General features: G+C 61.8%; 18 protein-coding genes. 4 read left to right on the top strand and 14 right to left on the bottom strand.

The window, feature by feature from the left end; translation table 11 throughout:
* The first annotated feature begins 44 nt into the window (after positions 1-44).
* Both HX823_RS13530 and HX823_RS13525 read left to right on the top strand, forming a co-directional pair.
* Positions 45-2,270 (top strand): TonB-dependent siderophore receptor, encoded by a 2,226-nt coding sequence (locus tag HX823_RS13530; RefSeq protein ID WP_177075164.1) that lies wholly within the window; start codon positions 45-47, stop codon positions 2,268-2,270.
* A gap of 150 nt (positions 2,271-2,420) precedes the next feature.
* Positions 2,421-2,624, top strand: a complete 204-nt coding sequence (locus HX823_RS13525) for a hypothetical protein (RefSeq protein WP_033897457.1) — start codon at positions 2,421-2,423, stop codon at positions 2,622-2,624.
* 97 nt (positions 2,625-2,721) lie between these two features.
* Here HX823_RS13525 and HX823_RS13520 read toward each other — a convergent pair whose 3' ends face one another.
* The 4 genes from HX823_RS13520 to HX823_RS13505 all read right to left on the bottom strand — a co-directional run bounded on the left by HX823_RS13520 (position 2,722) and on the right by HX823_RS13505 (position 5,611).
* A complete protein-coding gene (locus HX823_RS13520) occupies positions 2,722-3,213 on the bottom strand; it encodes a GNAT family N-acetyltransferase (protein WP_033897456.1) in 492 nt (163 codons plus the stop codon).
* Between the two features lie 174 nt (positions 3,214-3,387).
* Positions 3,388-4,491, bottom strand: a complete 1,104-nt coding sequence (zapE, locus tag HX823_RS13515) for a cell division protein ZapE (RefSeq protein WP_177075163.1) — start codon at positions 4,489-4,491, stop codon at positions 3,388-3,390.
* A 15-nt stretch (positions 4,492-4,506) separates the two neighbouring features.
* Positions 4,507-4,842 (bottom strand): nuclear transport factor 2 family protein, encoded by a 336-nt coding sequence (locus HX823_RS13510; RefSeq protein ID WP_033897454.1) that lies wholly within the window; start codon positions 4,840-4,842, stop codon positions 4,507-4,509.
* Between the two features lie 52 nt (positions 4,843-4,894).
* Positions 4,895-5,611, bottom strand: coding sequence for a YafY family protein (locus HX823_RS13505; protein ID WP_177075162.1), 717 nt, complete (start codon positions 5,609-5,611; stop codon positions 4,895-4,897).
* 160 nt (positions 5,612-5,771) lie between these two features.
* Between HX823_RS13505 and HX823_RS13500 the strand changes: the two genes are divergently transcribed.
* Positions 5,772-6,818, top strand: a complete 1,047-nt coding sequence (locus HX823_RS13500) for an aldo/keto reductase (protein ID WP_177075161.1) — start codon at positions 5,772-5,774, stop codon at positions 6,816-6,818.
* 53 nt (positions 6,819-6,871) lie between these two features.
* On the opposite strand, the gene pepN is transcribed toward HX823_RS13500, so the two are convergent.
* From pepN to HX823_RS13470, 6 genes are read right to left on the bottom strand one after another with little or no spacing between them, the layout of a single operon-like run.
* On the bottom strand, positions 6,872-9,529 hold the full coding sequence (gene pepN / locus HX823_RS13495) for an aminopeptidase N (RefSeq protein WP_177075160.1): 2,658 nt from the start codon (positions 9,527-9,529) through the stop codon (positions 6,872-6,874).
* Between the two features lie 13 nt (positions 9,530-9,542).
* Complete coding sequence (locus tag HX823_RS13490) at positions 9,543-10,373, bottom strand: DUF2797 domain-containing protein (RefSeq protein WP_038845285.1); 831 nt, start codon at positions 10,371-10,373, stop codon at positions 9,543-9,545.
* Positions 10,370-10,630: a YeaC family protein gene (locus tag HX823_RS13485; protein WP_033902243.1), complete on the bottom strand. Its 261-nt coding sequence runs from the start codon at positions 10,628-10,630 to the stop codon at positions 10,370-10,372. The genes HX823_RS13490 and HX823_RS13485 overlap by 4 nt, the downstream gene beginning before the upstream one ends.
* 14 nt (positions 10,631-10,644) lie before the next feature.
* Positions 10,645-11,514: a rhomboid family intramembrane serine protease gene (locus tag HX823_RS13480; RefSeq protein ID WP_038845283.1), complete on the bottom strand. Its 870-nt coding sequence runs from the start codon at positions 11,512-11,514 to the stop codon at positions 10,645-10,647.
* The gene (locus HX823_RS13475; protein ID WP_371317962.1) at positions 11,511-12,485 is read right to left on the bottom strand and encodes a metallophosphoesterase; all 975 of its coding nucleotides are present in this window, start codon (positions 12,483-12,485) and stop codon (positions 11,511-11,513) included. Before HX823_RS13475 ends, HX823_RS13480 begins: the two co-directional genes overlap by 4 nt.
* On the bottom strand, positions 12,482-13,372 hold the full coding sequence (locus tag HX823_RS13470) for an NAD(+) kinase (protein WP_038845279.1): 891 nt from the start codon (positions 13,370-13,372) through the stop codon (positions 12,482-12,484). The genes HX823_RS13475 and HX823_RS13470 overlap by 4 nt, the downstream gene beginning before the upstream one ends.
* A gap of 144 nt (positions 13,373-13,516) precedes the next feature.
* On the opposite strand from HX823_RS13470, the gene HX823_RS13465 reads away from it, so the two are divergent.
* Positions 13,517-14,464, top strand: a complete 948-nt coding sequence (locus tag HX823_RS13465) for a DUF1853 family protein (RefSeq protein WP_177075158.1) — start codon at positions 13,517-13,519, stop codon at positions 14,462-14,464.
* Here the strand turns inward: HX823_RS13465 and HX823_RS13460 are convergent.
* The 4 genes from HX823_RS13460 to cobW form a co-directional block, all read right to left on the bottom strand.
* Entirely contained in the window at positions 14,461-15,060 is a 600-nt protein-coding gene (locus tag HX823_RS13460) for a VWA domain-containing protein (RefSeq protein ID WP_177075189.1), read from the bottom strand. The genes HX823_RS13465 and HX823_RS13460 overlap by 4 nt on opposite strands.
* A gap of 53 nt (positions 15,061-15,113) precedes the next feature.
* Positions 15,114-16,112: an ATP-binding protein gene (locus HX823_RS13455; RefSeq protein ID WP_177075157.1), complete on the bottom strand. Its 999-nt coding sequence runs from the start codon at positions 16,110-16,112 to the stop codon at positions 15,114-15,116.
* A 189-nt stretch (positions 16,113-16,301) separates the two neighbouring features.
* The gene (gene cobN / locus HX823_RS13450) at positions 16,302-20,063 is read right to left on the bottom strand and encodes a cobaltochelatase subunit CobN (protein WP_177075156.1); all 3,762 of its coding nucleotides are present in this window, start codon (positions 20,061-20,063) and stop codon (positions 16,302-16,304) included.
* Between the two features lie 3 nt (positions 20,064-20,066).
* On the bottom strand, positions 20,067-21,070 hold a 1,004-nt coding region (gene cobW, locus HX823_RS13445), incomplete at its 5' end, for a cobalamin biosynthesis protein CobW (RefSeq protein ID WP_177075155.1).

Here is a 21,070-nt window from a genome sequence, read left to right as displayed (position 1 = left end):
TTTCCGACCGGAAAGGCCGCAAAGACGACAAGGAGTCTTCCGCGATGTTCGCGCCTTTCACCCGTTCCATGACCCTCACCCTGGGCCTCTTCAGTGTGGCCACCAGCCCTGCTCTGTTGGCTGAAACCGACCCCGAAAACAAAGCCCTCGAGCTGGGCGCCACCCGCATCTCCGCCGAAGGCCTGGGCGCCACCACCGAACACACCGGGGCCTACACCACCGGCTCCATGAGTACCGCCACCCGCCTCAACCTGTCCGTCAAGGAAACCCCGCAATCGATCTCGGTGATCACTCGCCAGCAGATGGACGACTTCAATCTCAATACCTTGACCGAGGTGTTGCGCCAGACCACAGGGGTCAACGTCCAGCACAATGACTCGGACCGTGTGTCCTATTCATCGCGCGGCTATGGCATCAGCAACTTCCAGATTGACGGGATGCTCAACACGTTTGGCTATATGAAGTCCGACTCCGACACCATCATTTATGACCACATCGAAGTGGTGCGCGGCGCCACGGGCTTGACCACCGGCGCCGGAGACCCTTCCGCCACGGTCAACATGGTGCGCAAACGCCCGACGGCCCAATGGCAGGCGCAAACCGGGGTCAAGGCCGGCAGCTATGACAACTACTACAGCTACGTAGACGTGGGCGGTCCGCTGGCATTTGACGGCAAGCTGCGCGGGCGGACGGTACTGGCCTACCGGGACAGCCAATCCTTTCGCGACAATTACGGTCTGCAACGGGCGGTCGCCTACGGCATCCTTGAAGGCGACCTCTCAGACGATACGGTCTTGGCCGTAGGCTTTGATTACCAGAACAAGCAGGTCCAAGGCACCTCCTGGGGCACCGTGCCCTACTGGAACAGCCAGGGAGGCAAGGCCGGGCTGTCCCGCTCCACCAATATGGCGGCGCACTGGAGCTCCTGGCCGCTGACGGACAAGACCACCTTCGCCACCCTCGATCATCGGCTCGGCGGTGACTGGCATTTGAAAGCCGCCTATACCCATCGCCAAAGCGACACGGATGGCAAGGTGTACTACGGCGGCGCGGGTTTCCCCAATGACGACCGCAGCGGCATGACCGCCTGGGCGAGCCACATGCGCGGCACCTCGAGAATGGAAGCGGTCGACCTCAACCTCGCCGGCAGCTACGCCTTGCTGGGCCGCGAACATGCACTGATGATGGGGTATGGCGAGGCGACACAGCGCGACGTGTCTCCGGTGATGCGCAGCAACATTCCGGACAGCTACTACACAATCGAAGACTGGAAATACATGGGCGGGATCGGCAAGTTCGGCGACACCGTCACCGACCTCAAGGGCGAGCACAGCAGCAAGCAACAGAAAGCCGGTTACCTGGCTACGCGCCTGAGCCTCACCGACCGCCTGCATGCGGTACTCGGAAGCCGCTATGGCAGCTGGGAACTGGAAAGCGCGGCGCCTGAATACGATGGCAATGATCAGCTACTCAGAACCAACAAGACCCGCCAGACCCACAACGATATGTGGACGCCCTACGCTGGCTTGCTTTACGACATCACGTCGGAGTACACCGTTTACGCGAGCTACACCGACATTTTCAAGCCGCAGAGCCTCAAGGACGTCAGCAACAAATACCTGGAGCCGGTGGTGGGCAGCAACTATGAGGTCGGCCTCAAGGGGAGTCTGTTGAATGAGCGCCTGAACGTCGCGGCCGCGTATTTCTGGAGCAAGCAGGACAACGTTGCCGAACGGGATTATTCGGTGCCACCAAACCCGACCACCGGTGAGGAGTACTACAAGTCCGGCGGCAAAGGTAACAAGGTCAACGGCTTCGAATTGGAGGTCGCCGGCGAAGTGATGCCGGACTGGAACCTGACGGCAGGCTACACCTATACCCACTCGGTGAATGGCACGGACAAGCGCAACAACACCGGGCAACCGCTCAACCTGGTGAAGGTCTCCAGCGCCTACCGGTTGCCGGGGGCATGGCGCAACCTGACGGTGGGCGGCGCGGTCAACTGGCAAAGCGATATCTACGAATTCAGCAACCGGCCTACAGGGCAACGCATCGGTAACAGGCTGGTGACCGAGCGCGCGAAAATCACGCAACAGGCCTACACCGTGGTCAACCTGATGTCGCGCTACCAGTTTGACGAGCAGGTTTCGGCGTCGATCAACGTCAACAATCTATTTGATAAAAAATATTACGAACGCGTCGGCTTTTATAACGGCGTTTATTGGGGCGACCCGCGTACTGTAACGCTTGCACTGGATTGGAAGCTTTAAAACACACTCCGCGCACACTCCAACCTTAACGAAATCGTTAAGGTTGGACGCTATCCAGTTAAGCTTCGCTTAATCGACCCTGCACATAATCGGCCCCACGAGTCTGATCTAAGAGAACAGACACCGATCACACTTATGGGACTACCGACGATGAAACTCTCAACTCTGATGCTTGCTGGCCTGATGACCCTGACCTCCGCTGCTGCCTTCGCCGAGGGCGGCGCAGAGCGCTCCAAAGAGTTTTATGCCAACTTCAAGTTCATGCAGGACAAGGCGAACGGCACAGCCGAACAAACAGCCTCCAGCGATGTAAAGCAGCCAAACGCGAATGATACAGCGCAACCAAAAAGTTAAGGCAACGTTAACACCTTTGTCATTCCGCTCCGTTGACAAGGGCTAATTTGGCGCCACTCAGTGGCGCCTTTTTTTATTTCGGGTTTAACCCAATAGTTTATAAAGGCTTATTCCAAAACAACATTGCACCATAAGCCGGATCAAACTTGGCGCCATCAAAGCCGAACTTGCGATAAGCCGACTTCGCCACTTCATTACCCTCAAGCACTTCCAGGGTGATCTTGCAGCAGCCGCGTTGACGGGCGATTTCCTCGACCTTTTGCAGCATTTTCTGACTCAAGCCCAAGCCACGGAATTGATCCATCACCACCACGTCGTGCACGTTGACCAATGGGCGGCAGGCGAAGGTCGAGAACCCTTCAAAACAATTCACCAGCCCGGCCGGCTCTCCGTTCACAAATGCCAATACGCTGAACGCGTGCGCACGCTTGGCCAATTCTGCCGGCAACTGCGCCAGCAAATCCGGGTCCAGGCTGTGCCCTCCCCCCATGGGGTCTTCGGCGTAATGGTTGAGCACCAAAGCGATGGCTTCGGCATGCACGGCATTGGTGTAGCTGGCTTGCAGCACCAGGATGTCAGGGGTGTCCATTTCCTTCCTCGATAACGGCAACAAGGGATTCGGCTCCCTTTGAGAGGCATGATTGTAAGCGTGGACGCGCCGTTAACTGAAGGAGATTAACTACAAATAGGCGTTTGAAAACGCCCAGGTTATCGCCCTAAAAAGGCCGGAACCGCCCGCTCCGCAGGTTTCTTCGCACAGGCCTCAGGCAAAACGCTGCAATTGCATTTCTTGCAGGCGGCTCAAGGTACGGCGGAAGGGAAATTCCAGGTAACCCTCGGTATAGAGCTGTTCGAGCGGCACCTGCGCCTCAATGTACAACGGCACTTTACGGTCGTAGCACTCGTCCACCAAGGCGATAAACCGCCGCACGCTGTCATCGTGCACCGACAGCTCGGGCAATTCGCGATCACCTGCGACCACTCGCTGCGCACCATCTTCGGTACCACGGGCGATCCGACCAGGTCGTTTTTGCGCGCTAAGGTTAGGCACTTCGCCCAGCAGGATCGCCTTGAAACGATCGCAGATCAGCATGAAATCCATGGCGGCCAAGGGTTGCTCGCACAGATCGGCATAACGGCACCACAGCACAGTGTCGCTCGATTGCACCGCAACGATGGAGCGATGCCCCACAGCAACCGGCCCGCTGCGGGTCGGCTGGCCTTCGGCCAATCGCTTGAACACGCCGGCCAGCGCCTCGGGCTGATTGACCCAATAGCGTTGAAGGCTCACACCCGGATGCAACCGGTGATCCTCTCCCCCATCCACCGCGACCACCTGCATGTGCTGTTGTATGGCCGCAATTCCCGGCAATAACCGCTCGCGGTTAAAACCATCGGCATACAGCTGGTCGGGCGGTTGGTTGGAGGTGCAGACCATCACCACGCCTTCCTCGAACATCACCTGAAACAGGCGCCCCAGGATAATCGCGTCCCCGATGTCATTGACGAACAGTTCGTCAAAGCACAGCACCCGCACCTCACGGCTCAATTCCCGAGCAAGCGCCTGCAAAGGATCCTGCGTGCCAGTCAGTTGAAACAGGCGTTGATGCACCCAGCCCATGAAGTGGTGAAAATGCTGACGACGCGCCGGCACCCGCAGGCTTTGGTAGAACTGATCCATCAGCCAGGTCTTGCCACGGCCCACCGGCCCCCACAGGTAAACGCCTGTGATCGGCGTACGGCCTTGGTGCAAGGCTTCATGGCAGGTTTGCAGGGCGTCCACCGCGCGGCGCTGGGCGTCGTCGGCCACGAAGCCCTGTTGAGCGATGGCGTGTTGGTAGGCTGCGAGGGGCGAGTCGAAAGTCATGCCCGCCAGTATGACCTACAGGGAAATATCCAGCCGCGAAATCTTGCCCTGTTCGTTCAAGCGAAAGGTGTAGCGCAACTCCAATGGGCTGCCGGGAAAATTGCCGGACACCACATTGCTGACCAACACTTTGCCCGTACGGTGTTGCACCTTGAGCACTTCGACCCTTGGCTGGTAACGGCGCGCGGTGTCTTCCATCCAGCGCGCGATGGCAGCAGTGCCAACTTGATGCTGCCCCTCGTCGAACACATTGGCGTCGTCGGCAAAACAGCGGGCGACCGCCGAGGTGTCACGGGCATTGGCGGCTTCGAGGTAGGCCACGATGGCCGGTGCCAACTCAGGAATAGACATGGCACAGCTCCTTTCTTGATGATTTGTGACGCCATGCTAAGCCAGGGTTGTGTCAGTTTTTGTCAGGAGTAAACGGCCCGGACTCATTCTGTTCCATCAGCTTGCGCCAGCCGCGCAGCCAGTCGCTGCGCCGCCCCGGATAACGCTCGCCATGGGCTTGCGCGCTCGACACGCGGTCGGTACGAAACGTGCGATACGCGCCACGCAACTCACACCAGGCGACAATCACCCGTACTTCATTCAGGAAACCCAGGGCCAGGGGCCAGATCAGGCGTTGGCTCTGGGTCTGGCTGGCGTCCGCGTAATCGATATGCAACTTGGCCTGGTTGCGGATGGCCTCGCGAAACACATTCAGCGGCACGCGGTTCTCCGGGTAACCGAACCCAGGCGGGCCGGGCAACACCGTCGGGTTGCGCAAGGCTTCCTGGGCGGCGGGATCGAGCACATCGGCGATTTTTGCCAGGGCGTTGGCGGCGGCGCGGCTGAGCACCTCATCGCCACGCTGGTCCACGTAGCGCAAGCCGAGCACGATGGCCTCGGTTTCCTCGGCGTTCAGCATCAAGGGCGGCAGAAACAAGCCGCTGCGCAACACATAACCCACCCCCGCCTCGCCGAAAATCGGCGCTCCCAGCGCCGTTAATTCCGCGATATCACGGTAAAGCGTGCGCTCGGACACCTCCAGTTGCGCCGCCAGCACGGCAGCCGTCACCGGGCGTTTCTTACCGCGCAAAGCCTGGAGCAAAGTCAGTAGACGAGTGGTACGCGACACGAAAAGCCCCGCCAAAAAACAAAAGTGCCGCAGCTTAGCAGAGCCCCCTGTCAGAAAACGTCAGCAGTGAAAAAGGCCCTTGACCGAATAAATTATAGCTATCATATTAAATACATGTTGCTAAACATGTATGAAACATCACTGCCTCAGGAGTCCTTGTATGCGCAATAAAGTCTTTGGCCGCCGCAGCGGTCTGCAGGTATCTGAACTGGCGTTGGGCACTGCCAATTTCGGCACGGGCTGGGGCCATGGTGCCGAGCGTGATGAGTCCAAGCAGATTTTCGACGGTTACCTTGAAGCCGGTGGCAATTTCCTGGATACCGCCAACGGCTACCAGTTCGGCCAGTCGGAAAAACTGCTGGGGGAATTCATCGCCTCCGAGCGCGACAACCTGGTGGTCGCCAGCAAATACACGCTGCGCAGCCAACCGTCCGATGAAGGCACGATCAGGCTCGGCAATAACCGCAAGAATCTGGTTCGCTCGGTGGAAGAAAGCCTCAAGCGCCTGAACACCGACCGCATCGACCTGCTCTGGGCGCACATGAGCGACAACGTCACACCCATGGAAGAGATTCTGCGCGGCCTCGATGACCTCGTCCGTGCCGGCAAGATCCACTACGCAGGCCTTTCCAACTTCCCGGCCTGGCGCATTGCCCGCGCCGACCTGCTGGCCGAAGTGCGCAACTTCGCGCCGATCATCGGCATCCAGGTGGAATACAGCCTGGTCGAGCGTACTGCCGACCGCGAACTGCTGCCGATGGCCGAAGCCCTGGGCCTGGCCGCCACCCTGTGGTCGCCCCTCGGTGGCGGCTTCCTCACCGGCAAGTACCGCAACACCCAGGACGACAACCGCGCCAACAAACTCGGGATCCTGGTGCACGCCGAACACAGTGCCCGTGAAACCGCCGTGTTGGATAACCTGCTGGCAGTCGCCGCCGAAGTGGAAGCCTCCCCGACCCACGTTGCCATCGCCTGGCTGCGAGAAAAGGCGCGCCGCTCCACCACCGCACTGATCCCGATCCTGGGCTCACGCACTCGCGCCCAACTGGACAGCACCTTGGGCGCGCTGACTGTGCAACTGTCGGCCGAGCAAGTCAGCCGTCTCGACAACGCCAGCGCTATACCTCTAGGTGTACCGCACGGCATCATCGCCGAGCGTTTCCCCATCGATCACGGCCTGGACACTCCTCGCCCACCCGTTATCTGAGGCGAAAAAAAACGGCCTGTCGAACAGGCCGTTTTTTTATTCAGCGATCCCGCTTAAGCCAGGCTCTTGCTGACCACCTCAAACACATCGCTCGACAGCTCACCCGAAGCCCGAATGCGCTCCAGCTCCGCCTTCATCAGCGCCTGGCGCGCGCTGTCGTATTTGCGCCAGCGGGTCAACGGCGCCAACTGGCGCGACGCGATCTGCGGGTTGAAGCCATTCAACTCGATCACCAGGTCTGCCAGGAAGCGATAACCCGAACCGTCCGCCGCATGGAAGTTGATCAGGTTCTGCCCGGCAAACGCGCCAATCAGTGCACGCACCTTGTTCGGGTTCTTCAGCGTGAACGCCGGATGTTCCATCAATGCCTTCACGCGCTCCAGCCCGCCCGGCAAGGTGCTGCCGGCCTGCACACTGAACCACTGGTCCATGACCAGCGGGTTGTCCTTGAAGTTCTCGGCAAACACCGCCAGGGCCTGGGCCTTCTCCGCTTCGAACGGCGAATTCACCAGCACCGCCAATGCGGTCAGGCGCTCGGTCATGTTGTCGGCGGTGTCGAACTGTTCGAGAGTCGCCGCCAACACTTCCGGTTTGCCACTGAGCATCAGGTACGACAGCGCAATGTTCTGCAAGGCGCGACGGGCAAAGTGTTCGGCCGCTGCCACATACGGCGTTTGCTTGGACAGCTCGCGATTGGCCTGGTATCGCAGCCACAGCGCTTCGTGCAGGTTGTCCGCCAGTTGCTTGCGGGCAAATTCACGGGCGGCGTGGATCGCATCCACATCCGCCACTTCGCTGATTTCAGTCAGGTAGGCTTCACCCGGCAGCGACAGCATCTCCGCCACCATGGCCTGGTCCAGGCTTTCGTCGCTCAACACGCTGCGCAGCGCGGTGATCAAGCGCTGATCCATGTGCAAGGCCTGGCCCTGCTGATGCTGGGCGATCAGTTCCTGCAAAACCTGCACCGACAACTGCTGGCCGGCGTCCCAGCGGTTGAAGCCGTCGCTGTCGTGCTGCATCAGGAACATCAGTTGATCGCGGTTGTACGGGAAGCTCAGCTTCACCGGTGCCGAGAAACCGCGCAGCAGCGAAGGCAATGGCTGCTCAGGAATATCGACGAAGGTGAAGGTCTGCTCGGCTTCAGTCACGGAAATAACACGGGATGTCGCGCCAGCCACCGCTTCCCCAGCCAGGCGCAAGGCGATACCGGTGCCCTTCCCGTCCAGCAAGCCCAGTTCCACCGGAATCACGAACGGCAGTTTTTCCACTTTGTCCGGGGTTTCCGGGCAGCTCTGGCGGAAGTTCAGGCTGTAGGTTTTCGCCGTGGCGTCGTAGGACTCGCTCACCGCCAGGCGTGGCGTGCCGGCCTGGCTGTACCAGCGCTTGAACTGGGTCAGGTCGGCGCCATTGGCGTCTTCCATGGCCTTGATGAAATCATCACAGGTCACGGCCTGGCCGTCATGGCGTTCGAAGTACAGGTCGCTGCCTTTGCGGAAGCCTTCGGCACCGAGCAAGGTGTTGATCATGCCCACAACTTCCGAGCCCTTTTCGTACACAGTCAGGGTGTAGAAGTTGGAGATTTCGATAAAGCTGTCCGGACGCACCGCGTGGGCCATCGGGCCGGCATCTTCGGCGAACTGGTGGGTACGCAGGTACGCCACATCCTGGATGCGCTTGACGGTGGCCGAGTTCATGTCGGCAGAGAATTGCGAGTCACGGTAGACGGTGAAGCCTTCCTTGAGCGACAGCTGGAACCAGTCGCGGCAAGTCACGCGGTTGCCCGACCAGTTGTGGAAGTATTCGTGGGCGACGATCGCCTCGACCCGCTGGTGCGCGGCGTCGGTAGCGGTTTCGGCGCGGGCCAGCACGGCGCTGGAGTTGAAGATGTTCAGGCCCTTGTTTTCCATGGCGCCCATGTTGAAGTCGTTCACCGCCACGATCATGAAGATGTCGAGGTCGTACTCGCGACCGTAGGTTTCTTCGTCCCAGCGCATGGATTTTTTCAGGCTGGTCATGGCGTGCTGGCACTTGTCGATGTTTTCCGGCTCGACGTAGATGCGCAGCGCCACTTCACGATCCGTCATGGTGGTGAAGGTGTCTTCGACACACCACAAATCACCGGCCACCAGGGCAAACAGGTACGCCGGCTTCTTGAACGGGTCTTCCCAGGTCGCCCAGTGGCGGCCATCTTCACCGGGGCCGCTGGCAATCGGGTTGCCGTTGGACAGCAGGATCGGGTAGCGATGCTGCTCGGCGATCACCGTGGTGGTGAAGGTGCTCATCACGTCCGGGCGGTCGAGGTAATAAGTGATCTTGCGGAAACCTTCGGCCTCGCACTGGGTGCAGAACATGCTGCCGGACTTGTACAGGCCTTCCAGGGCGGTGTTGGTTTCCGGGTGGATTTTTACCGTGGTGTCCAGGGTAAAGGTCGCACTGGTCGGCTGCACCGTCAGGTGGCTGTCGGTCAACTGGTAGTCATCAGCGCCCAATTCCTGGTCGGCAAGGTTCACGCTCAACAGCTCAAGCTGCTGGCCGTCCAGCACCAATGGCGGCAAACCGGCGCCGCGCTCAGGGTTGCGGCGCATCACCAGTTGCGCGTGGACCAGGCTGTGGTCCTCGAACAACTCGAAGGTCAGGTGCGTCTCTTCGATCAGGTAGTCCGGCGCCTGATAGTCCTTCAGGTAGATCATCTTCGGTTGTTCGGTGCGCATGGGTGGCATCCTTCTACTGATGCACGGCGAGCTGGTAGGCCGTGTACTTACGAATGTTGATAACGCCGGTGTCGAAGATCAGGTATTGGCCCTTGATCCCCAGCAGCGTGCCTTCGGCAATCGGGTTCTTGTCCAGGTTGAAGCTGACGATCTTGGCCGGATACTGCTCGACCGGGTAGCGGATTTCGATCGGCTCAATGTCGGTTACCGCTTGGATAGCCTGCAGGCCAAAGCGTTCCTGCAAACCGAGCAAGCCTTCGGCGCAGGAGGCGAACAGCTCATCGCGCACCTGCTTGAGGTCGACGGCTTGGGCATCGCCCTTGAGCAGCGCACGCCAGTTGGTCTTGTCGGCGACCTGGCTGCGAAACAGGTCTTCGACGAAACCAGACTGCTGGCGGGTCGCCACGCGCATGATCGGCAGCGCCTGGCTCGCACCCTGGTCCAGCCAGCGCGTCGGCAACTGGGTGGCGCGGGTGATGCCGACCTTGATCCCCGACGAATTCGCCAGGTACACCACGTGGTCGGTCATACAGAATTTTTCGCCCCAGCCCGGATCGCGGCAGGTGCCGGCGTCGTAATGACAACGTTCGGGGCTCATGATGCACAGGTCACACTGGGCCAGCTTGGTCATGCACGGGTAGCAGTAACCCTGGCTGAAGCTGGTCTTGGTCTTGCGGCCGCAATGGCTGCAATGGATGGCACCGAGGTACTCCAGGCGTACGTGGGTACCGATCAACGGGTTGACCGGCACCTCGACATCGCCCAGGCGAAACGCGTATTGAACGGTCGGCTCACCGAGTTGCGCCGACATTTTGCTGACTGCACCGCGACCAATTTCAATCAATGGATCGCATCCGACTTGAACAGGATGTTCGGCACCGGAGCCGACTTGGACGCACATTCCTGCGGGCCCATGTAGCCGGTGCGCTGCTCTTCCGGCAGGTTCTGGATTTCCCAGGCGATCATGGCCTGCAACGACAGCTCGCGCTGTTCGGCGGAGAGCTTGCGGCCATCAGACCACTTGCCGATTTCCACAGCGAGCTTGAGGCTCTCGTAAATATCCGGGGTGATGTTTTCGATCATTTCAGCAAAAGAGGACATAAGGCTCTTCCTTATCAAAGAGAGGCTTTGCGGCGGCTGTACAGCCCGCCCAGCAAACCCGTCAGGCAACCGATAACCAGGCCGCCGACATGGGCAGCGTTGGCGATTTCGCCGAAACCGATCATCGAGACCAGCCCCGACAGGCAAAGCAGCAGCCATACCAGCATCATCACCAGCACCCCACGGGGCAGGCGATAGGCCGGGTTGGGCGAGAGTAATTGAAAAATCCAGCAATGCCCGAGCAGGCCATACAGCACGCCGGACAACCCACCGAACAGGCCAGGGCCGCCAAAAACGTATTGAGCGTAGTTCGACACCAGGCTGAACAACAGCGTCAGGCCCAGCAAGTTGATGCTGCCCTGGCGCGCTTCGATGCGCCGCCCCAGCTCCCAGTACCACATGCCGTTCATGGCCAGGTGCAGGATGCCGAAGTGGATCAGCATCGGCGTGACCAGGCGCCACCACTGCCCCGCTGCCAGGCTATCGGCCAGCGGCGTGAACTGAATGTACTCGCCGATGATGCGAAACTGCAGGAACGTCAGCCAGCTCATGGCTTGCAGGTTTTCACCGAGCAGGGTCACGGCGCCCACGATGATACTTGCCAGCAGCACCAACGCGGTTAACGGGCTGTGCCGCAGTTGCTGGAGAAACCCAGGGCGCTTGATCGGTGCCTGCTCGGGAATATCCAGTTGCTGGTCCGGGTCACCCGCTGGAAAGCGTTGATACAGCACTCGCACGTCGTCGCTGATGGTTTCCGGCACCCACAACACCTGCTCGCCCGCCTCTTCGCTGACGCGGTGGGGCACTTGCATGCGTTGCAGCAACTGGACAAAGCCGCCCAGGTCAACACTCAGGGGCAGGCGCAATACAGCCACGGTACTCATTTGATGACCTCGGGGCGCTCAACGTCGACCCATACGAATTTACTCGGATCCAGGCGGGTTTCCTGATCCAGGCGATAAGCCACCAGCTTGCCGTACAGCACGGCGCTGTAGTCCAGGCAAGCCAGGTTCTCGCGGATCGGCGCCGGTTTGCCGCTGCGCCAGTAGTGACCGACGAACAACAAGGGTTCGTCGACGCCGTAGCGCAGCAGGGAATTCTTTTCGGTGGAAGACAACGGCGTACGCGCTACCGGTTCCGGCAACGCGTCGGGCTGGAACACGATGTCGCCGTAGGTCTTGGGGTCGTCTTCCCAGAACTTGGTGCGAAAGAACGAGCGCGTCAGGCCATCGCCGCCGGTCAGCGTGAGGCCATCGGGCAGGCGCATGTCGGTGCCGCGCAGCAACCGGTCGAAGGCGTTGCAGGCAAAACTGCCCGGCACGGCGGCAGCCTGCAGGAAATGCGGGTCGATGCAGCCGTCGGGGAAGGTCGCGCGCAGCGGCTGGATAAAGCCCTCGTCCCAGCACGCATGCACCACACGGAAACGCCCAGCGTCGACAAAGAGCGGCATGTCGTAGAACCAGCCCAGGAAGTCGTGCCAGTCGCCCGGGTGGTGTTCGAACTGGGTCAGGGTCTCGTGGATCAACCGCGCGTGCCGTGGGTTGTGCTCGCGCACAAACTGCTTGCCACTGCCTGGCGGTGCCGGCGTGGTCCAGCCCAGGGCGTTGAATTCATGGTTGCCCATGATGCACAGCGCCTGGCCGGCCTCGGCCATGTCGTGGACGATATGCAGCGCCTCGCGAATGCGCGGGCCACGGTCGATGATATCGCCGAGGAACACCGCCATGCGCGAAGGATGGCGCCAGGTGCCACCCTGCTTGTGGTAGCCCAACCGGTCGAGCAAATGCTCAAGGGTGTGGGCGCAACCGTGCACGTCACCAATCAGGTCGTAGCTACGCGCGGGATCGAGCATCAGTCGCCTCCACCCCCCAAGCGGCTGCCCCAGCCCAGCTTGGTGCGGCACACTTCGTAGTAGTTGTGGTCCAGCGGGTGGATCAACCGCAACTTCTGTGCCTTCTTGCTCACGGTGATGGTGTCACCGGGGGCGCAGGTGAAATGGTTCTGCCCGTCACACGACACCTGCGGGTAGATCTGCATGTCTTTGGACACCACGATTTTCAGCTCACTGTTGCCGTCGACCACAATCGGCCTGCTCGACAACATATGGGGGTACATCGGCACGATCACAATGGCATCCAGCTTGGGATGCATGATCGGGCCACCCGCCGACAACGCATAGGCGGTGGAGCCGGTGGGCGTGGCTACAATCAGGCCGTCAGCCTTCTGGCTGCACACGAACTGGCCGTCTATATAGAGTTCGAACTCGATCATCCGCGTTGACTTGCCAGGGTGCAGCACCACGTCATTCAGGGCGTCGCCCTGGCCGATGGCTTCGCCGTGGCGGCGCACTTCGGCTTGCAGCAGGAAGCGGTTCTCCACCAGGTAATGGCCATCAAGCACCTTGGCCACTTCGACTTCCAGCTCATCCGGGCGGATATCGGTAAGGAAACCCAGGCTGCCGCGGTTGATCCCCAGCACCGGCACGTTATGCCGCGCCAAGGCACGGGCGGCCCCCAACAAGCTGCCGTCGCCGCCGACCACAATCACCATGTCACAGACTTCGCCGAGCATCTTGCGTGACGAGGTCTGCAGGCCGTGGCCGGGGAGGATTTCAGCGATGGTGTCTTCGAGGATCACATGCAGGTGGCGGTCCAGCAGGAATTTTTTCAGCCGGCGGACGGTGTCCAACACCTGGGTACTGCCCAGGCGACCGATAATGCCGATATTGCGAAATTGCTCCATGGGGCTCCTGCGGGATGTGGGGTGTGGCAAAAAGAAGGATTATGGGCGAAAGGCCGCCCCAGGCAAAATCCTTTGTCGCCGTGACGCCTTGATGACAATGGTTCTCAGCCACCTGCCCGGCACTTAAAAGGCTATGCTCGGACCATGACTGTGTTCCCGGATCTGCATAACCTGCCCCGCCAGCTGCGCCACCCCGAAGTGCGCGACCTGGCGTGGGTGATGCTCGCCCCGCCGATGCTGGCGCAGACACCTTGGCCGCAACGCCATCCGCTGGCCGGTAGCGATTGGGTGCAGGCCCCGCATTTACTGGAGCAGTGGTTGCGCCAACTCGACCGGGACAGCAGCACCTTGCAGCAGTGGTTGAGCCAGTCGCGCACCCGGCGCCTGGGCCTGTATTACGAACGCTTGTGGCAGTTCGCCGTGCAGCATGCGCCGGGGGTTGAGTTGCTGGCGGCCAACCTGCCAATCCGGCGTGCTGGACATACCCTGGGCGAGCTGGACATGCTGCTGCGTGACCGCGACGGCGTGCATCACCTGGAACTGGCGATCAAACTCTATCTCGGGCCGCAGGACGGCAATGGCCAGGATACCGCGCAGTGGTTGGGACCTGGCTGCCATGACCGGCTGGACCGAAAACTGGCGCATCTGGCCCAGCACCAACTGCCCATTTCAGCGCGGGCGGAAAGTCGCGAGGCGTTGACGGCATTGGATATCCAGCAGTTCGATGCGCATTTGTGGCTCGGCGGTTATCTGCTGTATCCCTGGCCTGGCGAGGCCCAGGCCCCCACTGGCGCCCATCCGCACCATTTGCGTGGGCGCTGGTTGCATCAGCGTGATTGGCAAGCGTTTGTCAGCCGCAGCCAACCCGGCCGCTGGCAACCCCTGCCCCGGCATGCGTGGTTGGCGCCAGCGCATTACACGGCGGATCACGTCTGGAGTGAAGAACAGATGCGTGGCTGGCTGGCGGAGCTGGATCCGATGGCGCCGGCGCAGTTGTTGGTGCGCATGGTTCAAGTGGACGAGGATTGGGAGGAAGCCGAGCGGTTGTTTCTGGTGGCCGACCTGTGGCCGAACGTGCCCGGCAACACCTAATCGTCGATATGCCGGTAATCCAGTTGCAGCCCCACCGCCAGCGCCTGTGACCGACCCAACCGGATCGGCCCACGCTCGATATCCACCAGCACACCAGGACACTCCAGCAACGGCAACCCGTCGATATTCTTGAGTCGCCCATCCGTAATCACCAGCAACCGCTGTTGTTCAGCCGGATACCGCTTGCGCCGCTGCGCCAGCCACGCCCCGGCCTCGGTCAACGCCGCAAGCAACGGCGTACCACCGCCCGCGCCCAACTGATCCAGCCAACCCGCCAAGCCCTTCGCCGCCTTCAATCCCTGGACCTGCCATTTGGGCGAGTGCCCGCTGGCAGTCAACAACGCCATCCGCGCCCGTTGGCGGTAAGCATCATCAAACAGTTGCGCCAACAAACCCTTGGCGTCGGTGAGCGCCCTATGTCGTCGAGTGGACGCCGAGGCATCCACAATCACCAGCCACAGCTCATGAGCCGAACGGCTGCGCAGGTGAAACAGCAGGTCTTCGCGGGATTGGGGCCGACCACCGAGCAAAGTGCCCGGCCAATTGATCGAGCCTTGTTTCGCGCTGCGCGCCTTGCCGTGCCTGCCGCTGTCCAGTCGCCCGGCCTTGGGGCGGGCATCCGCCCCCGCGTCAGGTCGGGGGCGAATGCCTAGGGCTTTTTTGGCCAGGTGGGGACTTCCCGGCGCGCCCCCGTGGGCAGGGCCTGAGCGGGCATGTCGCCCCATTGGCCTTGGCCGGGCGAAGTGTCGGAGGGTTTGGGCGACTGCCCTTCGTTCGGAGGACTGGCCGGCGGCGCCTGCTCCTGACGGCGGTGGCGCAAGGCAAACTCGGCAACCGCGTCGATATCTTCGTCGGCGATCGCGCTGGCGCCCCGCCAAGCAGCATGGGCCCTGGCCCCCCTCAACCAGACAAGGTCCGCACGCAAACCATCGACGCCCGCGGCAAAACACCGCTCGGTGATCTGAGCCAGCGCCTCATCATCCAGCGCAATCGTGTCGAGCCGCGCGCGCGCGTGGGTGCAGCGTTCGCGCAAGGCTGACTGCGATGCTTCCCATTGCGCGCAGAACGCCGCCGGGTCGCTGTCGAAATCCAGGCGGCGACGGATGATCTGCCCTCGCTCGGTCGGCAAGGTCTGCCCGCTCAACGCCACGTTGAAACCGAAACGGTCAAGCAGTTGCGGGCGCAACTCGCCCTCCTCCGGGTTCATGGTGCCGATCAATACAAAGCGCGCCGAATGGCGATGGGAAATGCCGTCGCGCTCGATCAGGTTGGTGCCGCTGGCGGCCACGTCCAGCAGCAGGTCCACCAGGTGATCGGGCAGCAGGTTGACTTCATCGACGTACAACACGCCGCCATCCGCCTTCGCCAATACGCCGGGAGAAAACTGCGCACGGCCTTCGCCCAATGCAGCGTCCAGGTCCAGCGTGCCGACAAGGCGCTCTTCAGTCGCGCCCAGGGGCAAGGTCACGAACTGACCGCTGGCCAGCAGATCCGCCAGACCACGCGCCAAGGTCGACTTGGCCATGCCGCGCGGGCCTTCGATCAGCACACCGCCGATCTTCGGGTCGATGGCGGTCAGGCACAGCGCCAGCTTCAGGTCATCGGCGCCGACTACGGCGGACAGCGGGAAATGGGGAATGTCAGTCATGCGTACCCTCGATCAAATTTATCGCTCAGCAGGTTCCCTGTGGCGAGCGGGCTTGTCCCGCGTTGGAGTGCGCAGCGCTCCCGCTTTTTTTGGGGCCGCTTCGCAGCCCAACGCGGGGCAAGCCCGCACGCCACAACAAGCACGCTCGCCACAGCAACCTCACTGGCCACACATGCTAGACGTGACATCTCAGCCATCCTCTTCTATATCCAGCAACAGGTTTTCCAACGCCTCGCGGTACGCTCCCGGTTGCTGCCACATGCCACGTTGCTGGGCTTCCAGCATGCGCTCGGTCATGTCGCGCAGTGCATCAGGATTGTGTTGCTGCACAAAGGCGCGGGTGTCGGGGTCGAGCAAATAAGCGTCGGCCAACAAGGCGTATTGGTGATCGTCAATCAGCGCCGTGGTGGCGTCGAAGGCGAACAGGTTGTCCACGGTCGCCGCCATCTCGAAGGCACCTTTATAGCCATGGCGCTTCACGCCTTCGATCCACTTGGGGTTGGCGGCGCGGGAGCGGATCACCCGGTTCAGCTCTTCCTTCAGGGTGCGGATCTTCGGCAGGTCGGGCTGGCTGTGGTCGCCATGATAGCTGGCAGCCTTGTCGCCACTGAGCGTTTCCACGGCAGCGAGCATGCCGCCCTGGAATTGGTAGTAATCGTTGGAGTCGAGCAAGTCGTGCTCGCGGTTGTCCTGGTTCTGCAACACCGCCTGCACCTGGCTCAAACGCTGGGCAAATTGCGCGCGGGCGGCGGTGCCTTCGTCGGAACCGCCATAGGCATAGCCGCCCCAGTTCAGGTAAACCTCGGCCAGGTCTTCACGGCTTTGCCACAGGCGACCGTCCACCGCGCCCTGCACGCCCGCGCCGTAGGCACCGGGCTTGGCGCCGAAGATGCGCCAACCGGCCTGTTTCGCCGCCGCTTCTGCGTCCAGGCCAGACTGGAGCAGCGCCTCACGCTCACTGCGCACCTTGGCCGCCAGCGGGTTCATATCATCCGGCTCATCCAGCGCCGCCACGGCTTGCACCGCGGCGTCGAACAGGCGGATCAGGTTGGCGAACGCATCGCGGAAAAAACCCGACACCCGCAAGGTCACGTCTACGCGCGGGCGGTCCAACAGACTGATCGGCAGGATCTCAAAATCATCCACCCGCTGGCTGCCGGTCGCCCACACCGGGCGCACGCCCATCAGGGCCATGGCCTGGGCGATATCGTCGCCACCGGTGCGCATGGTGGCGGTGCCCCATACCGACAGGCCGAGCTGGCGCAGGTGGTCGCCGTGGTCCTGCAAATGCCGCTCAAGAATCAAGTTGGCGGACTGGAAGCCGATGCGCCAGGCCGTGGTGGTCGGCAGGTTGCGCACGTCGACGGTGAAAAAGTTGCGCCCCGTTGGCAGTACGTCCAAACGCCCGCGACTCGGTGCGCCACTCGGGCCTGCCGGCACAAAACGGCCGCTAAGGGCATCCAGCAATCCGCGCATTTCCGCCGGACCACAGGCATCCAGGCGCGGCGCAACCACCATGCGCAGGCTTTCAATAACCGCCTTCACCTCTTCCCAGCCGGGTTCTTCCAACTGCTCAATCGGCCCTTGCAATGCTTGCTCGATCAATCGCGCCGCATAAAGCTCCAGGCGTTCGCGGGTATCGCCAGCGGTGCGCCACAACTGCGGATCGATCTTCTGCAACACCAGCGGTCGACGCCCGGTCCAGGGCTCGGCCAAAGCACAGTCCAGCGGATCAAAGCCCAACTCAAAGGCTTTGGCCAGCACGCGCAGCAGGCTTGATTGCGGGCCACGGCCATCGCCACGCGGGATGCGCAGCAAGGCCAGCAAGGTGTCGATGCGCAGACGACCTGCCGGCGATTCGCCAAAAATGTGCAAGCCATCGCGGATCTGCGACTCTTTCAAGTCGCATAGGTAAGTGTCCAGGCGCGGCAGCCACACGGCAGCGTCGGCGTCGCTCCCCAGCTCAAGTTCCTGGTCGATGCGGGTTTCGCGCACCAGCTTGAGGATGTCTTTCTGCAACTCCAGGGCGCGTCGCGGATCGAGCAGTTGCGCTTCGTAATATTCGTCGGCCAACAGCTCAAGGTTACGCAACGGGCCGTAGGTTTCGGCACGGGTCAGCGGCGGCATCAGGTGATCGATGATCACCGCCTGGGTGCGGCGCTTGGCCTGAGCGCCCTCGCCCGGATCGTTGACGATAAAGGGGTAGATATTCGGCAACGGCCCCAGCAGCGCATCAGGCCAGCAGTTTTCCGACAGGCCGACGCCCTTGCCCGGCAACCATTCAAGGTTGCCGTGCTTGCCCACATGAATCACGCCATGGGCGCCATAGGTGTGACGCAGCCAGAAATAAAACGCCAGGTAGCCGTGGGGCGGCACCAGGTCCGGATCATGGTAAACCGCGCTGGCGTCCACCTGATAACCGCGCGCCGGTTGGATACCGACAAAGGTCAGGCCCAGGCGCAGGCCGGCGATCATCATGCGGCCATCGCGGAACATCGGATCGTTATGGGGCGTGCCCCAGCGCTCCAGCACGGCCTGGCGATTGGCCTCGGGCAAGCGACTGAACATCGCCTCGTAGTCATCCAGGCCGAGGCTTTGATGGCAGGGCCGCAGATCGAGGCTGTCGAGGTCGTTGGTGACACCGCCGAGCAAATCGTGGATCAGCGCAGTGCCGCTTTCCGGCAGCGCATCCGGCACCGGATAACCCTCGGCGTGCAAGGCGCGCAGGATATTCAGCGCCGCTGCCGGCGTATCCAGGCCGACACCATTGCCGATACGCCCATCGCGGGTCGGGTAGTTGGCGAGGATCAGCGCGATGCGTTTGTCGGCATTCGGCACCCGCGCCAGTTCGACCCAGCGTCGCGCCAATTCAGCAACAAAATCCATGCGCTCCGGTGCGGCGCGGTAGCACACCACATCCGACTGGCTGCGCTCGCTGCGCCAGGCCAAATCCTTGAAGCTGATCGGCCGGCTGATGATGCGCCCGTCCAACTCCGGCAAGGCGATGTGCATCGCCAGGTCGCGGGGGCCGAGGCCTTGCTCGCTGGCTTCCCAGCCGGGCTGGTTGTCCTGGGCACAAATGGCCTGGATTACCGGGATATTGCGGCGAAACGGGCGCAGATGTGGCGCTTCCGGGCTGGATTGGGCGAAACCGGTGGTATTGAGAATCACCGCCGCGCCCACCTCGTCCAGCAGGTCCTCGACCACCGCCAGGCAGCCGGGTTCTTTCAAACTCGCCACCGCCATCGGCAACGGGTTGAGGCCCGCGGCCTGCAAACGCTGGCAGAACACATCGATAAACCCGGTATTCGCCGCCTGCAAATGAGAGCGGTAGAACAGCACCGCCGCCACCGGCCACTCGGCAGTCCAGTCGGCCTGCCAATGATTCAGCCGGGCGTTGGCGTGGCGCGGATGATAAATCGCCGTGCGCGGCAGGGTTTGCGGCTCGGCCCAGGCGTAATCACGGCCCAGATAGGTGCTGGCCAGACAGCGATAAAAATCCAGGGCATTGCCCAGGCCGCCCTGGCGCAGAAAGTGCCAGAGGCGATCACGCGCTTCGGCGCCGACGGTGCTGAGTCCGCTGAGTTCCGGGTCCGGGCGATCATCCCCTGGCACCAGGATCAGCTGCACACCGCGCTCCGCCAGTTCCACCAACCGCTCGATGCCGTAACGCCAGTAGCCAATGCCGCCATGCAGCGAAATCAGGATGACCTTGGCGTGGCGCAGTACTTCATCGACATACAGGTCGACCGAGGCATGGTTCTGCACCTGCATCGGGTTGGCCAGGCGAAAGCTGGGGTAATCGTCCGGCAACTGCTGGGCCGCTTCGGCCAGCAGCGCCAGGCTGGAATCGCCGCTGCACAGGATCACCAGGTCAGCGGGGGTTTGTCCGAGGTCGGCGATATTGTCGTCCGAGACGAAACCACCGGGCTGGGTCCTGAGCAGGTGCATGGGTTAAACGCTGAGGGCAGCGCGCAGTTGCGCTTCGAGGCCAGCGGCGTCGAGGTCCTGACCGATCAGCACCAGACGCGTGATGCGCGCTTCGTCAGCGCTCCAGGCACGGTCGAAGTGCTTGTCGAAACGCGTGCCCACGCCCTGGATCAGCAGGCGCATCGGCTTGTTCGGGATCGCGGCGAAACCTTTGACGCGCAGGATGCCGTGTTGCACCACCAACTGGGTCAGGGCGTCAAGCAGCAGCGCTTCATCGGCTTGCGGCAGGTCGATGGAGATGGAATCGAAGGCGTCGTGGTCGTGATCGTCTTCACCTTCATGATGATGATCGTGATGGCTGTGGCGACCGTCGATGTGTTCTTCGGAGCCAGCACCCAGGCCGATCAGCACGTCCAGGGGCAGGCGACCGCTGCTGGCTTCGATGATCTTGACGGCTGGTGGCAGCTCTTCCGCGACTTCCAGGCGCACACGGGCCAGGTCTTCAGGGCTGATCAGGTCGGATTTGTTCAGGATAACGAGGTCGGCGCTGGCCAGTTGGTCGGCGAACAGCTCGTGCAGGGGCGATTCGTGGTCCAGGTTCGGGTCGAGCTTGCGCTGGGCATCCACTTGGTCCGGGAACGCAGCAAAGGTGCCGGCGGCTACAGCCGGGCTGTCGACCACGGTGATCACGGCGTCCACGGTGCAGGCGCTGCGGATTTCCGGCCACTGGAAGGCTTGAACCAGCGGTTTTGGCAGGGCCAGGCCGGAGGTTTCGATGAGGATATGGTCGAGGTCACCGCGACGGGCCACCAATTCGCGCATCACTGGGAAGAACTCTTCCTGCACGGTGCAGCACAGGCAGCCGTTGGCCAGCTCGTAGACGCGGCCGTTGGCTTCTTCCTCAGTGCAGCCGATGGAACATTGCTTGAGGATTTCACCGTCGATGCCCAGTTCGCCGAATTCGTTGACGATCACCGCAATGCGGCGGCCCTGGGCGTTGTCAAGCATGTGGCGCAGCAAGGTGGTCT

It is taken from the genome of Pseudomonas sp. P7759 (assembly GCF_013386445.1).
In the GTDB taxonomy this organism is placed as follows: domain Bacteria; phylum Pseudomonadota; class Gammaproteobacteria; order Pseudomonadales; family Pseudomonadaceae; genus Aquipseudomonas; species Aquipseudomonas azotoformans_A.
Note: the sequence above shows the minus strand (reverse complement) of the source record. Positions and strands in the feature narration are given on the sequence as shown.

Excerpts from the sequence above, each read along its gene's own strand:
- HX823_RS13530 (WP_177075164.1), top strand. The coding sequence starts at position 45 with ATGTTCGCGCCTTTCACCCGTTCCATGACCCTCACCCTGGGCCTCTTC.
- HX823_RS13525 (WP_033897457.1), top strand. The coding sequence starts at position 2,421 with ATGAAACTCTCAACTCTGATGCTTGCTGGCCTGATGACCCTGACCTCC.
- HX823_RS13520 (WP_033897456.1), bottom strand. The coding sequence starts at position 3,213 with ATGGACACCCCTGACATCCTGGTGCTGCAAGCCAGCTACACCAATGCC.
- zapE (WP_177075163.1), bottom strand. The coding sequence starts at position 4,491 with ATGACTTTCGACTCGCCCCTCGCAGCCTACCAACACGCCATCGCTCAA.
- HX823_RS13510 (WP_033897454.1), bottom strand. The coding sequence starts at position 4,842 with ATGTCTATTCCTGAGTTGGCACCGGCCATCGTGGCCTACCTCGAAGCC.
- HX823_RS13500 (WP_177075161.1), top strand. The coding sequence starts at position 5,772 with ATGCGCAATAAAGTCTTTGGCCGCCGCAGCGGTCTGCAGGTATCTGAA.
- pepN (WP_177075160.1), bottom strand. The coding sequence starts at position 9,529 with ATGCGCACCGAACAACCGAAGATGATCTACCTGAAGGACTATCAGGCG.
- HX823_RS13485 (WP_033902243.1), bottom strand. The coding sequence starts at position 10,630 with ATGTCCTCTTTTGCTGAAATGATCGAAAACATCACCCCGGATATTTAC.
- HX823_RS13480 (WP_038845283.1), bottom strand. The coding sequence starts at position 11,514 with ATGAGTACCGTGGCTGTATTGCGCCTGCCCCTGAGTGTTGACCTGGGC.
- HX823_RS13470 (WP_038845279.1), bottom strand. The coding sequence starts at position 13,372 with ATGGAGCAATTTCGCAATATCGGCATTATCGGTCGCCTGGGCAGTACC.
- HX823_RS13465 (WP_177075158.1), top strand. The coding sequence starts at position 13,517 with ATGACTGTGTTCCCGGATCTGCATAACCTGCCCCGCCAGCTGCGCCAC.
- HX823_RS13455 (WP_177075157.1), bottom strand. The coding sequence starts at position 16,112 with ATGACTGACATTCCCCATTTCCCGCTGTCCGCCGTAGTCGGCGCCGAT.
- cobN (WP_177075156.1), bottom strand. The coding sequence starts at position 20,063 with ATGCACCTGCTCAGGACCCAGCCCGGTGGTTTCGTCTCGGACGACAAT.